General features: G+C 56.2%; 11 protein-coding genes. All 11 read right to left on the minus strand.

Annotation, left to right across the window (positions count from 1 at the left end; genetic code table 11):
• Positions 1–2: 2 nt before the first annotated feature.
• Positions 3–1,109: an enoyl-CoA hydratase/isomerase family protein gene (locus tag PHQ58_RS02050; RefSeq protein ID WP_300106223.1), complete on the minus strand. Its 1,107-nt coding sequence runs from the start codon at positions 1,107–1,109 to the stop codon at positions 3–5.
• Positions 1,106–1,981: a DMT family transporter gene (locus PHQ58_RS02055; protein ID WP_300106225.1), complete on the minus strand. Its 876-nt coding sequence runs from the start codon at positions 1,979–1,981 to the stop codon at positions 1,106–1,108. The genes PHQ58_RS02050 and PHQ58_RS02055 overlap by 4 nt, the downstream gene beginning before the upstream one ends.
• A gap of 125 nt (positions 1,982–2,106) precedes the next feature.
• Positions 2,107–3,936 (minus strand): translational GTPase TypA, encoded by a 1,830-nt coding sequence (gene typA / locus PHQ58_RS02060; RefSeq protein ID WP_300106226.1) that lies wholly within the window; start codon positions 3,934–3,936, stop codon positions 2,107–2,109.
• A gap of 11 nt (positions 3,937–3,947) precedes the next feature.
• The gene (truB, locus tag PHQ58_RS02065) at positions 3,948–4,940 is read right to left on the minus strand and encodes a tRNA pseudouridine(55) synthase TruB (RefSeq protein WP_300106228.1); all 993 of its coding nucleotides are present in this window, start codon (positions 4,938–4,940) and stop codon (positions 3,948–3,950) included.
• 2 nt (positions 4,941–4,942) lie between these two features.
• Entirely contained in the window at positions 4,943–5,311 is a 369-nt protein-coding gene (gene rbfA, locus PHQ58_RS02070) for a 30S ribosome-binding factor RbfA (protein WP_300106229.1), read from the minus strand.
• An 18-nt stretch (positions 5,312–5,329) separates the two neighbouring features.
• The gene (gene infB / locus PHQ58_RS02075) at positions 5,330–8,269 is read right to left on the minus strand and encodes a translation initiation factor IF-2 (RefSeq protein ID WP_300106231.1); all 2,940 of its coding nucleotides are present in this window, start codon (positions 8,267–8,269) and stop codon (positions 5,330–5,332) included.
• A gap of 77 nt (positions 8,270–8,346) precedes the next feature.
• A complete protein-coding gene (gene nusA / locus PHQ58_RS02080; protein ID WP_300106233.1) occupies positions 8,347–9,846 on the minus strand; it encodes a transcription termination factor NusA in 1,500 nt (499 codons plus the stop codon).
• A 17-nt stretch (positions 9,847–9,863) separates the two neighbouring features.
• Positions 9,864–10,499, minus strand: a complete 636-nt coding sequence (rimP, locus tag PHQ58_RS02085; protein WP_300106235.1) for a ribosome maturation factor RimP — start codon at positions 10,497–10,499, stop codon at positions 9,864–9,866.
• 137 nt (positions 10,500–10,636) lie between these two features.
• On the minus strand, positions 10,637–12,256 hold the full coding sequence (locus tag PHQ58_RS02090) for an ABC transporter ATP-binding protein (RefSeq protein WP_300106237.1): 1,620 nt from the start codon (positions 12,254–12,256) through the stop codon (positions 10,637–10,639).
• The gene (locus tag PHQ58_RS02095; protein WP_300106238.1) at positions 12,256–13,299 is read right to left on the minus strand and encodes an ABC transporter permease; all 1,044 of its coding nucleotides are present in this window, start codon (positions 13,297–13,299) and stop codon (positions 12,256–12,258) included. Before PHQ58_RS02095 ends, PHQ58_RS02090 begins: the two co-directional genes overlap by 1 nt.
• Positions 13,292–14,326 (minus strand): microcin C ABC transporter permease YejB, encoded by a 1,035-nt coding sequence (locus PHQ58_RS02100; protein ID WP_300106240.1) that lies wholly within the window; start codon positions 14,324–14,326, stop codon positions 13,292–13,294. The genes PHQ58_RS02095 and PHQ58_RS02100 overlap by 8 nt, the downstream gene beginning before the upstream one ends.
• Positions 14,327–14,328: the final 2 nt, after the last annotated feature.

Here is a 14,328-nt window from a genome sequence, read left to right on the forward strand (position 1 = left end):
TATCAGGTGAGCGCACGCAGCGGGTGGCTGTGGGTAGGCCACGGGCTGCTGAAAAACGGCTGCACCATGTCAGGCGTAACGTCTTCAATGCGTGCTGGCTGCCAGCGGGGCGCGTTGTCCTTGTCAATGACCAAGGCGCGAATCCCCTCGGCAGCTTCGGTCTGGCGACCGCTTCGGTTCAAGTGCGCCGGGAAAAAGCAGTGCCGCATCATGTCGCGCTCCATACGCAAATCCTGCGCCACTGTCAGATGACGCGCCCGACGAATCTGCTCAAACGCTACATGCAGCATCAAGGGTGACCGTTGACGCAGCTGGGCCGCGCTTTGCTGCGCCCAATCTGAGACATCCGCTTCCAGTGCTTGCACGATGGCCCGCACCGAGCCCAGCGAAAAATAGTAATAAATTTGGTCTCTAGCCCTTATATCAAAAGCGTTAGAAGCTATCTTAAATGCAGCAACCCAGTTTGCTAACTGAAGTGAATCATGCGGATCAAGCGCCGCAAGTGCATCCCACGCCTGGGGCAGGTCGGCCACATCCAGACAGTGATCTGCCAAGCCAAGCTCAATGGCCTCGGTTGCCCCTACCGTTGTCCCTGTCAGGGCCAGCCACTCACCACAATAGCCGGGGCAGTGGCTCAAAAAATAGCCGCCGCCAACATCGGGAAACAGACCAATGGCGGTCTCAGGCATCGCCATCTTGGTGCGTGAAGTCACCAAGCGATGCGATGCACCCTGGCTGATGCCCATGCCGCCGCCCATCACAACACCATCCATGAAGGCGATGAACGGCTTGGGGTAGCTGTAAATCAAATGGTTGAGGGTGTATTCCTCGGTAAAAAAATCTTCTGGGCTTGGGTCACCCGACACCAAGGCCTGGTGAAAAAAGCGGATGTCGCCGCCCGCACAGAATGCACCAAACAGCCCGGCCTTGTTGCTGCCACGAATCGCCACCGCCCTGACACGATCATCCTCGCGCCAGGCCAGCAGGCAGGTCGTCAAATCCCGAACCATGGACAGCGTCAAGGCATTGAGCGCTTGCGGCCGGTTCAAGGTGATGAAACCCACCTGCCCGCGCACCCCGCATAACACATCATTCAACAGATCACTCATGCCCGGCCCCTCCATGCCACCAACTCATTGGCCACCAGCGCACCGATCACCAGCGCGCCTCCGACGAACACGTCATGCCCCGGCACCTCGCCAGCACCGACCCAAGCCAGCAAGATTCCAAAAATCACCTCCAACAGGCCCAGCAGCGCCACTTCCGGCGCCTTCAGCACACGCGCACAAACTACCACCAACACACATGGAATCGCCAATTGAACCAACCCAAGACCGGACAACAGCCACAAATCATGGATGGAGGCCTGAAACGGCCAGGCCAGTGGTAGCGTCACAAGCGCCGACAGCGCCGCGCCGATCAACACCGCTGGAACCAGGTCCACGTCGTGACCCTGTGCATGGGCGTGTTGCGTGATGGTCCAGTTGGCAGCACCGGCTACCGGCACACACAGCGCCACCAAGGTACCCGCCAGGCTAACACCCTGCCCCAACTGGCTGGCATACATGTAGGCAATGCCAGCGCCCGCAACCACAATGGCCAACCATGTGCGCAATGGAATGCGGTGACCGATGAAGATGCGTGCAGCCAGGGCGGTGAGCAAGGGGGTCAGGGCCATCGTGACCAGCACATTGGCCACCGTGGTGAGCATGAGGGCCACCATGAAAAAGGTCATCATGCCGCTCCAGCACAAGCCAGACAGCCACATGACTGCGCCGCCGTGGCGCATGCGCCTGAAGACGCCACGCCCTTTGAAAAGCGGCAACAGCACCAGCAGGCAAAGCATGGTGAAGAAGCTGCGCCAAAAGGTCACCTCAAACTTCTGCGCGTGCTCCAGATGCCGCGTCACCACGCCCGCGATGGACCACATCAGGGTCACACCCACCATCAAAAGTACGGCACGGTTATGGGAGAGTTTCAAACCTGACCTTCAAGCGTCCTATTGGACTCAAACATGAAAAAAGCGCTGCCACTTCAGCGCAAGCAGAAGTGACAACGCCCTGTTGGCTCCCGTTTTTACGGATGCCTCAGCAAGCTGCTGGATGATCAGCCGTTGCGGCCAGCCTTCTTGCGGTCATGTTCAGACAAATGACGCTTGCGCAGGCGAATCGACTTGGGTGTGATTTCAACCAGTTCGTCGTCTTCAATGAATTCCACACCATATTCCAGCGTCAACTGGATCGGTGGCGTGATCTTGATCGCGTCTTCCTTGCCACTCACGCGGAAGTTGGTCAGCTGCTTGGTACGCGTGGCATTCACCACCAGATCGTTGTCACGGTTGTGGATGCCCACAATCATGCCTTCGTACACCGGATCATTTGCCGTGACGAACATGCGGCCACGGTCATCGAGCTTGCCCAGGGCGTAGTTGAAGATTTCACCAGCGTCCATGGAGATCAACACACCATTTTTACGGCCGCCGATTTCACCCTTATGGGGTTCGTAGCTGTCAAAAATATTCGAGATCAGGCCAGAGCCACGCGTCAAGTTCAAAAACTCGTTGGTAAAACCAATCAAACCACGCGCTGGAATGCGGTATTCCAGGCGGACACGGCCACGGCCATCGGGTTCCATGTTGACCAGGTCGCCCTTGCGTTCACCTAAGGCTTGCATGACGCCACCTTGATGTTGCTCTTCCACGTCAACCGTCACCATTTCGATAGGCTCGTGCTTCTCGCCATTGACTTCCTTGATCACCACACGTGGCTTGCTCACGGCCAGCTCATAACCTTCGCGGCGCATGTTTTCCAGCAAAATGGTCAAGTGCAGTTCACCGCGGCCCATGACTTCAAAGATACCTTCTTCGTCAGTTTCCTTGACGCGCAGCGCCACGTTGTGTTGCAGTTCTTTTTGCAGGCGGTCCCAAATTTGACGGCTGGTGACAAACTTGCCTTCACGGCCAGCCAATGGGCTGGTATTCACGCAAAAATTCATGGTCAGGGTGGGTTCGTCCACCTTGAGCATAGGCAACGGTGCAGGATTGGTTGGATCGGTGATGGTGACACCAATGCCGATGTCTGTCAGGCCATTGATCAGCACAATTTCACCTGGACCCGCTTCATCGGTCTGCACGCGCTCCAGCCCCTGGAAGGTCAACACCTGATTGACCCGGCCCTTGACGGCCTTGCCATCTGTGCCTTCCATGACCACCACGTCCATCATGGGACGGATCGTGCCTTGGCTGATGCGGCCAACGCCAATGCGACCGACAAAGGTCGAAAAGTCGAGCGCCGAAATTTGCAATTGCAGCGGCGCCGCAGGGTCACCCTGTTGGTGGGGCACGTGTTGCAAGATGGTGTTGAACAGGGCCGACATGTCGGGACCCCATTGTTCGCCCTGGCCGCCCTCTTCCATTGACGACCAACCATTGATGCCCGAGGCATAAACCACCGGAAAATCAAGCTGCTCATCCGTGGCACCAAGCTTGTCAAACAAATCAAATGCAGCGTTCACCACAAATTGCGGACGTGCACCGGGCTTGTCCACCTTGTTGACCACCAAAATCGGTTTCAGACCCAAGGCCAGCGCCTTCTTGGTCACAAAACGGGTTTGTGGCATGGGGCCTTCTTGGGCATCAATCAACAGCACCACACCGTCAACCATGCTCAGGGCACGCTCTACTTCACCACCAAAGTCGGCGTGGCCGGGTGTATCAACAATGTTGATGTGTGTGCCTTCCCAGGTCACGGCACAGTTCTTGGCCAAAATGGTAATGCCACGCTCTTTTTCAATCGCGTTGTTGTCCATCACGGTGTCGACCACTTTTTCGTGTTCGGCAAAAGTGCCGGACTGACGCAGCAATTGGTCAACCATGGTCGTTTTACCGTGGTCAACGTGGGCAATGATCGCAATGTTTCGTATTTGTTTATGTGCCATGGTTCACTTTCTTAAATGGGTTGAACATCGGGTGTGTTGGGACACGCCTGAGTCCGGGATGCATTTGCAATCTGTTCAATTTCGATCGGGCTGAGCAGCCGCCCGGGGATTAACTCACCTGCTACCACATGGGCAGTGCCCAGCAGCGCTTTCGTTTTTTCTTCATACACCGCGACTTGCACCGCGTCTGGCCAAGCGCCACGACGGCGCACGCCGCTCAAGAATCGGCTGGTATTGTCAGCGTCAAGTGTGACCACCATATGATTCACCAACAAACTGTCCACCGGAAGCAGGCACGCCAACCGCTCGTCTTCGGTCATGGCCTCAAGGGCTTCCAGCGTCACACACTGTGGCTCTTCAAAGCCGCCCGTAGCCACTCGCCGCAGTGCGCTCAAATGCGCCCCGCAACCCAAGGCTTCGCCGACGTCTTCACCCAATGTACGAATGTAGGTGCCCTTGCTGCATTTCACTATCATATCAATAGCTGGTAGCGCAATATCATCAAGGGCTAGAGCCATATTTAACTCATAAATCGTAATCTGCCGCCGCTCCCGTTCTACCTCGATACCGGCCCTGGCATATTCATACAAAGCCTTGCCGTCTTTCTTCAACGCGCTGTGCATCGGCGGCAGTTGGCTGATAACTCCGGTAAATTGATCAGCAACCTGTAACACATCTTGTGCAGAGACCGCCACAGGCCGGGTTTCAATCACATCGCCTTCGGCATCGCCGGTGCTGGTCTTCTTGCCCAAACACACGACAGCTTGGTAAGTCTTGTCGGCATCCAATTGCAACTGACTAAACTTTGTAGCAGCGCCAAAACACAGGGGCAAAACGCCACTGGCCAAAGGATCCAGCGTACCTGTATGCCCAGCTTTTTCGGCCCGCAAGAGCCATTTCACCTTCTGCAAAATATCATTGCTGGACCAGCCCAATGGTTTGTCCAGCAACAGCACCCCATGCACAGGGCGCCTTGCAACCCGTGCACGTGGCGCTTTTGTCATGTTCAGTCCTCTTTGACTCGGGACGCCACTGCACGCGCAATCAGTGCATTCATGTCGGCCGCGCGCTCAGGCGTTTGGTCGTAGATGAAGTGCAAAGTCGGCACAGTGTGAATGTGCAAGCGCTTGAACAAGCCGCTGCGCAGGAAGCCAGCGGCCTGATTCAGCCCCTCAGAACAGGCCTTCACATCACCGGCAAGCAGGCTGAAAAAAACCTTGGCATGGGCGTAATCAGGTGTTACTTCAACACCCTGAATAGTGACCATGCCCACGCGCGGATCCTTGAGCTCACGGGCGATCAGTTCAGTCAGATCCCGCTGGATCTGATCGGCAACTTTGAACGCCCGGTTGGGAGTAGATGACTTTTTAGGCACGTCTTTGACTCACTGCGATCACAAGGTACGGGCAACTTCACGAATTTCAAAGAACTCCAACACGTCCCCGATTTCGATGTCGTTGTAGTTCTTGATGTTCAAGCCGCAGTCGAAGCCTTCGCGCACTTCCTTGACATCGTCCTTGAAGCGTTTGAGCGAATCGAGTTCGCCGGTGTATATCACCGTGTTCTGACGCAGCAAACGCAAGCGTGCGGTGCGACGCACCACGCCAGCAGTAACCATACAGCCAGCAATGGAGCCAATCTTGGTGACCTTGAAAATCTGGCGAATTTCGGCGGTACCAATGACTTCTTCCTTCTTGTCTGGCGTCAACATGCCGGACATGGCCAACTTCAAATCGTCCACGGCGTCATAAATGATGTCGTAGTAACGGATGTCGACCCCGTTGTTTTCGGCCAACTTGCGCGCGCCGGCATCGGCACGGGTGTTGAAGCCAATGATGACGGCTTTAGAAGCAATCGCCAAATTGACGTCGGATTCACTGATACCACCCACTGCGGCGTACACCAGTTGAACCTTGATTTCGTCTGTGGAAAGCTTGAGCAGCGACTGCGCCAAAGCTTCTTGCGAACCCTGCACATCGGCCTTGACGATGATCGGCACCATCTTGACTTCACCAGCGGTCATATCCGTGAACATGTTTTCCAGCTTGGCTGCTTGCTGCTTGGCCAGCTTGGTATGACGGAACTTGCCGGCACGGTAAGTGGCGATTTCACGGGCCCGACGCTCGTCAGTCAGCACCATGAACTCGTCACCCGCTTGCGGCACCTCGGTCAAGCCCTGAATTTCCACCGGAATCGACGGCCCAGCGGACTTGACGGACTTGCCGTTTTCATCCAGCATGGCTCGCACACGACCATAGGTTTGGCCGGCCAACACAATGTCACCAGTTTTGAGGGTACCGGACTGAACCAGCACAGTTGCCACTGGCCCGCGACCCTTGTCAAGTTGCGCTTCAATCACCAGGCCCTTGGCCATGGCATCCACCGGTGCCCTGAGTTCAAGCACTTCAGCCTGCAGCAACACCTGCTCCAGCAACTCGTCAATGCCTTGGCCGGTTTTTGCCGACACAGAGACAAAAGGTGAGGTACCACCAAAATCTTCTGGAATCACGTCTTCGACCACGAGCTCGTTTTTGACACGCTCAGGGCTGGCATCGGGTTTGTCCACTTTGGTAATGGCCACCACGATCGGCACACCAGCTGCCTTGGCGTGCTTGATGGCTTCCTTTGTTTGGGGCATGACACCGTCGTCCGCTGCCACCACCAAAATCACAATGTCGGTAGCCTGTGCACCACGGGCACGCATGGCAGTGAACGCCTCGTGGCCAGGGGTATCCAGGAAGGACACGACACCGCGGGTCGTTTCCACATGGTAGGCACCAATGTGTTGGGTGATGCCACCAGCTTCGCCAGAGGCCACTTTTGTGCGGCGAATGTAATCGAGCAATGACGTCTTGCCGTGATCGACGTGACCCATCACAGTCACCACGGGGGCGCGCGGCAACGATTCTGCATGCTGTTGCTGCACTTCATCGTCAGTAAACGCTTCGGGGTCATCAAGCGCAGCCACAATGGCTTTGTGACCCATTTCTTCCACCAAAATCATGGCAGTGTCTTGATCCAGAGGCTGGTTGATGGTGACCATCTGACCCAGCTTCATCAGGTGTTTGATCACTTCCGACGCCTTGACCGCCATCTTGTGGGCCAATTCGGCCACTGTGATGGTTTCTGGCACATGGACCTCAAGCACACGGACCTCCGCCGGTGCCGATTGGCCATGTTGATCATTGCGGTCGCGGTCATTGCTGCCACGACGGCCCCTTGGACCTCCGCGCCAGTTGCCACCACGCCCGGCACCTGCGCCGGTATCGCCACGGGTTGGAATGCCTTTTTTCTTGGCCGGGTCCCCTGCCCAGCTGCTAGACAGCTTGGCTGATTTAACTTCCTTGCCAGCACCGGCTGCGGCACCTGCTGCGGGTGCGGCAGCGGTGGCAGGTTTGGCTGGTGCGCCACCTGGTGGCTTGTGCAGGGTGCCCTTGATACCAGCTTTGGCCGCATCAACCGTCTTGACGACCGGCTTTGGTTCTGGTGGTTTTGGCGGGGGTGGCAGCTTCTTGCCAGGCTGAGACATCATCAGGCGAATCGCCGCAGCCTCATTTTCCGCCTTGCGTCGGCGATCGGTTAAGTCCAACGCGCGCGCTTGCTCCTCAGCCAGGCGGATTTGTGACTCAGCTGCAGCCTTTTCCTTGGCAACCGCGCGAGCTTGCAGGTCGGCACTTTCCTTGGCCTGTGCTTGTGCAGCAGCAAGCTCTTTGGCAGCCTGGGCGGCACTGTCATCGGCAGCACTTGGGGCGACTTTGGGCTGACTCTGCAGCGCTTGCTGGCGTGCACGTGCCAAGGTCTCCGCCGCTTGGGCGGCTTGGGTTGCAGCCAATTCAGCCGCCTGTTGGGCTGCAGCCTCCTGGGCTTCACGTTGGCGACGACGCTCAGCCAATTCTTCTTCCTGGTGACGGATCAGTTCAGCCTGGCGACTGGCTTCTTCTTCACGACGTGAAAGTTCTGCGTGATCAATTTCAGGCGTTTCATCTTGCACCACCTCGTGTTCAGCCGCCTCCGCAGGCACATCCAGCGTATCGTCGCGGCGCACAAAGGTGCGCTTTTTACGCACTTCCACCTGAATCGTGCGAGCTTTACCGCTGGCATCGGCCTGCTTGATCTCGGTGGTCGATTTTTTGACCAACGTGATCTTTTTGCGCTCACCCGTTGCAGTGCCATGACTGGCCTGCAGGTAGCTCAACAGGCGCTGCTTGTCAGATTCAGTGAGATGATCAGACGCGGCTGTTTTAGCCACGCCTGCCGACTTGAATTGTTCGAGCAACGTATCGGTAGATTTTTTGAGTTCATTGGCAAACTCGGCGACGGTCATACTGGACATTTTTTGGGTAACCTTTAGTTCCGACTTTCACGCCCTGCGGGCAGTGTTGAGTCCTTACTTAAACTGTGTATTCATGATCAAGACTCTTGTGAAGATGCGTCATTGGAAAACCAATGTTCGCGCGCCTTCATGATCAAAGATTTGGCTTCATCTGCGGACTGGCCGGTAATTTCTGTCAATTCGTCAACGGCCAGGTCACCCAGATCGTCAAGCGTATGGACACCATTTTCCGCCAGTTTGGCGATGAGTTCAGGCGTCAAACCTTGCAGGTCACGCAACTCAAGCACCCCATCGCCCACGCTTTCCTCGTTGGCGATTTCCATCGTCAACAAAGCATCTTTGGCGCGTGTACGCAATTCGTTCACGGTGTCCTCGTCAAAGCTCTCGATTTCCAGCATTTCTTCAAGTGGCACATAAGCCACTTGTTCCAGACTGGCAAATCCTTCAGCGATCAACAGATCAGCAATCTCCTGGTCGACATCAAGCTTTTCCATGAACAGTTGCCGGCTCACATCAACCTCAGAGGCTTGCTTCTCGGCAGATTCAGCAGCATCAAGGATGTTGATTTTCCACCCTGTGAGTTCAGCCGCCAAGCGGACGTTTTGCCCGCCACGGCCAATGGCAATCGCCAGGTTTTCTTCATCAACCACCACATCCATGGCGTGGCGCTCTTCATCCACCACAATGCTGCTCACATTGGCAGGTGCCAGCGCGCCAATGACGAACTGCGCCGGGTCTTCGCTCCACAGCACAATGTCCACGCGTTCGCCAGCGAGCTCGTTGGTGACCGCATTGACACGCGTGCCACGCACACCGACACAGGTCCCAATGGGATCAACGCGCTTATCGTGCGACAACACGGCGATCTTGGCACGTGAACCCGCATCACGGGCACAGGTTTTGATCTCTAGCAGACCCTGCTCAATTTCAGGCACTTCGTTGCGAAACAGCTCGATCATGAATTCCGGCGCAGATCGCGACAACACAATGGGTGCGCCGCGCAGGGTCAGGTCAACTTCCATGATCATGGCGCGCACACGGTCGCCAGTACGAAAGTTTTCCTTCGGAATCATCTCGTTACGACGCAGACGGCCCTCAACGCGACCAGATTCCACAATCAGATCACCCTTGTCCATGCGCTTAACGGTGCCAACAAAGATTTTGTCGCCACGCGACATGAAATCGTTGAGCAACATTTCACGCTCGGCATCACGAATTTTTTGCAGAATGACCTGTTTCGCAGCCATGGCGCCAATGCGACCAATCGGCACGGACTCGATGGTTTCCTCGATGTACTCATCCACCTCGATGTCCGGAATTTGCTCTTTGGCTTCAAACAGCAAAATTTCCTGGTCAGGCAATTGCAGGCCCGCCTCATCCGGTACCACATGCCAACGGCGGAAAGTTTCGTACACGCCGGTGTCACGATTGAGCGACACGCGAATGTCGACCTCACCAACATAAAGCTTCTTTGTGGCCTGGGCCAGCGCAGCCTCTACAGCACCAAACACCACGTCGCGTTCGACGTTTTTCTCACGTGAGATGGCGTCCACCAACATTAACATTTCGCGATTCATGCCATGACTCTCCTGTTTCAATTCAAATTGGGTTCCGACAGATCCAATGGAGACGCTTGCGCGCGGCCTTTGAAACTGACGATGGGCGCCAGACGCGCCTCTTTGATCTCACTCAATACAAATCCAAGCGCCTGCAGCGGAGGCAACACGCGCTTTTTGCTGATCTTTTGGCCTGGTTTTGCATCAATCTCGTCACGCCAGACGATCTGCCAAGCCAACTCAGCTTGCGCAGCCTCGGTCGCACCCGGCGTAGCCTCAGCACGCTCCAGAACACCCCGGAACTTCTTGCGATTGGCATTAACCTGACCGGATGCTGCTGCGCCAATTGGCGCCTTCAGGGTCACATCAATGGTGTGACCGACAAAACGTTCAAAATCCTGATCGTTGCGCAACGGGCGATCGATACCGGGCGACGAGACCTCAAGACGGCTGTACTCAATTTGATCCACCTCAAGCGCAAATTGCAGTTGCCGAGTGACCTTTTCGCAGTCTTCCACCGTCACAAACTGCTCAACGACAGATTCAGCATCAACAGGTTTGGCCCAAGGCAAGTCGATGGTGATGCGCAGCAAACCACCAGCAGAACGTTCAATTTCCACCAAGTCATAGCCTAAGCCGGTCACAATTTGTTCAACAATTTCCTTGAGCGCCACCAATTTCCCAGCCTTAAATTCGATCTAACAAAAACAATCGACCAAAAAAAACGGGCGGAAATGACTCGCCCGTTTGGTCGTGAAGCCACGGATTGTAGCCGAAAACGCGCCAGAAAGCCTTGATTTGTAACGACTTGTCAGACGGCGCTGAGCAAGGCCTGGGTGTAGCTGTGCTTTGGACTCAGCAACACTGAAGCCACCGGACCAGATTCCACCACCACAGCGTCCTTCATGACCAGTATCGTGTGGGCCATGGCGGAGATCACTGCCACATCATGCGTGATCAGCAAATAGCTCAAGCGATGTTCCCGCTGCAGTTTCTGGAGCAACTGCAAGATCTGCTTTTGCACGGTTACATCCAACGCACTGGTCGGCTCATCCAACACCAGGACCTTGGGCGACACGATCAGCGCCCGGGCAATCGCCAGCCGCTGGCGTTGCCCACCAGAAAATTCGTGTGGGTAACGGGCCAGCAATTGCACGGCATCACCCCCCAATTCATCACCTAGCCCGACATCGGTCAGGGCTGCCAGCACGCGGGTACGACGCTGCGCCGCAGACAAGTGCGGCTCATGTACCTCCAAGCCCTCGCCCACGATGGCCTCTACCGTCATTCGTGGCGAAAGCGATGAAAAAGGGTCTTGAAACACCACCTGAACCTGTCGGCGCAGCGCCCGATTTTTAACGGCATCAGTCCCCCAGCTTGACCCCATCACGCTCAAATGCCCCTCAAAGGGCAGCAGCCCCAAAGCCGCCAGCGCCAAAGTGGACTTGCCCGACCCCGACTCACCCATGACGCCAAGCGTTTGCCCGCCAACCAATTCAAAATCAACGCCCTGCACTGCCACATACTCACCGTGGCCAAACCAGCCCTTGATGCCCGGCAAGGGCGTGCGATAAGCCACACGCAACTGCCTGGCAACCATCACCGGCGGCTCGTCATGACGGGGAAGCAGCGACACCAGCAGATCGCGCTCCGGCTTGCTGGCCATCAGTCGCTGGGTGTAAGCATGTTGCGGGTGGTCAAACAGCGCCTGGGTTGCACCCTGCTCGACCACCTTGCCACGCTCCATCACCACCACGCGGTCGGCGAAGCGGCGCACCAAGTTCAGGTCATGGGTGATCATCAATACCGCCATACCGTAGCGACGCTGGAGGTCGGCCAGCAGTTCAAGAATTTGTCCGCGCAAGCTCACATCCAGCGCAGTGGTTGGCTCATCGGCCAGCAGCAACTTGGGCTGGCAAGCCAGTGCCATGGCAATCATGGCGCGCTGACGCTGGCCGCCACTGAGTTGGTGGGGGTACGCCTTGGCCCGGCGATGCGGTTCTGGAACCCCAGTATCCGCTAGCAAATCTATAGCTACTTGCATAGACCTTACTTGGCCTATACCCTGTTTTAGCATCACAACTTCGGCAATCTGATCACCCACCGTCATGAGCGGGTTCAGTGCTGTCATGGGCTCCTGAAAAATCATGGCAATGTCACGCCCGCGAATCGCGCGCAGGTCTTGCTCGGGCATGGAGATGAGGTCCTTCCCCTGAAACATCGCTTGGCCAGTGATCTCCGCATTGCCTACCAGCCGCAGCAAGCTTAACGCTGACACCGTTTTCCCCGAGCCCGACTCCCCCACCAAGGCCACCTTCTCGCCAACGGCCATCGAAAAACTGAGGCCATGCACCACCTCGTTGCCGGCAAATGACACCGACAGCCCATGCACGGCCAATAACGGCGAGCCATTTGCAACTGGCGTGCGCATCATTTCTCCGCCTTGCGAGGGTCTAACGCATCGCGCAAAGCGTCGCCCATGAAGGTTAGCAATAGCAAGGTCACCACCAGCACGGCAAAGGTGGCCAGCGAAATCCACCAGGCGTCAATGTTGTTCTTGCCTTGTGACAATAGCTCACCCAAAGAGGGCGTGCCCGGCGGTACACCCAGGCCCAAAAAATCAAGCGAGGTCAGCGCCAAAATCGCCCCGCTCATGCGAAATGGTAAAAACGTCACCACCGGCGTCATGCTGTTGGGCAACAAGTGCCGGGTAATGATGTGCCAATTGCTCACCCCGAGCGAGCGGGCAGCGCGCACGTAGTCGAGCTGGCGGTTGCGCAAGAACTCGGCCCGCACGTAGTCCGACAAGCCCATCCAGCCAAACAAGCTGAGCAACACCAGCAACAGCGCCAGACTTGGCGCAAACACGGCGCTGAAGATGATCAGCAAATACAACTCAGGCATGGAGCCCCAGATTTCAATGAAGCGCTGAAAGGCCAGGTCGGTCTTGCCACCAAAAAATCCTTGAATGGCGCCGGTGATGATGCCCAAAAGAGTACCCGTAAAGGTCAACGCCAGCGCAAACAGCACACTAACCCGAAAACCATAAATCAATTGCGCCAACAAGTCACGTCCCCGGTCATCGGTGCCCAGCCAGTTGTCACGGGTCGGTGGCGATGGGTTGGGGCCCTTGGCAAAGTAGTTGAGCGTTTTGGGGCCGTAAGGATTGGGGGCAAACAGCGCCCAATTGCCGTTCTGGCTCAAACGCTCACGGATGAACGGGTCCAGGTAGTCGGTCGTGGTATCGAAGTCGCCACCAAAGGTCTTTTCGGAATAATCCTTGACCATCGGGAAATAGGTTTGCCCCTGGTAGCGCACCAGCAGTGGCCGGTCATTGCTGATCAATTCGGCCACCAGGCTCAGACCCAACAGCAGACAAAAAAGCACCAAACTCCAGTACCCAAGCCGATTGCGCTTGAAGCGCTGCCAGGCGCGACGGGTCGGACTCAGACTGGCTGCAGGGGGCTTAGTCAAACCGAACACGCGGGTCCACCCAAACGTATGACAAATCAGAAATCAGCTTGGTCACCAGACCAATCAAGGTAAAGAAATACAGCGTGCCCAGTACCACCGGGTAATCACGCCGGATCACGCTCTCATAACTCAGCAGCCCAAGGCCATCGAGCGAAAACAGCGTTTCAATCAACAGCGACCCGGTAAAAAATGCCCCGATGAACGCGGCTGGAAAACCGGTGATGATGGGAATCAGCGCGTTGCGAAACACGTGTTTCCAAAGCACTTGACGTTCGTCAAGCCCCTTGGCGCGCGCAGTGACCACATATTGCTTTCGAATTTCTTCCAGAAACGCGTTTTTTGTCAACATGGTGGTCACCGCAAAGCTGCCCAGCACCATAGCGGTGACGGGCATAGCGATATGCCACAGGTAGTCCACCACGCGCGCAACCCAGCTGAGTTCGTCCCAATTGCTGCTGGTGAGTCCGCGCAGCGGAAACCACTGAAGTTGCCCGCCAAAAATTACCAACAGCGCTACGCCCAGCACAAAGCCTGGAATGGCGTAGCCCAACAGCACCAGCAACGTGGTCAAAAAATCAAAGCGCGAGCCTGCCCGCACGGCTTTGGCCACTCCCAACGGCACCGCAATCAAATAACTGATGAAAAATGTCCACAAGCCCAGACTGATGGACACCGGCAGCTTTTCCCAAATCAAATCCGACACGCTTTTGTTTTGAAAGAAACTTTTGCCAAGGTCAAACCGTGCAAACTGACCCAGCATTTGTACAAACCGCTCGTGTGCGGGTTTGTCAAAACCGTACAAGGCCTTGATTTGTTCAATGCGTTTGGGGTCTACGCCTTGCGCGCCCCGGTAGCTCAACCCACCGCCCTCAGCAGCAGCGCCTTTGCCGGTGCCCGCTTTGGCCTCTGCCATGTACTGCTCGACCGGGCCACCTGGCACGAACTGAATCACGACAAAGGTGAGCAACAGCACCCCAAACAAGGTGGGGATCATCAATAACACGCGTTTGAGGATGTAACTCAGCATGG

It is taken from the genome of Rhodoferax sp., assembly GCF_028688795.1.
In the GTDB taxonomy this organism is placed as follows: domain Bacteria; phylum Pseudomonadota; class Gammaproteobacteria; order Burkholderiales; family Burkholderiaceae_C; genus Rhodoferax.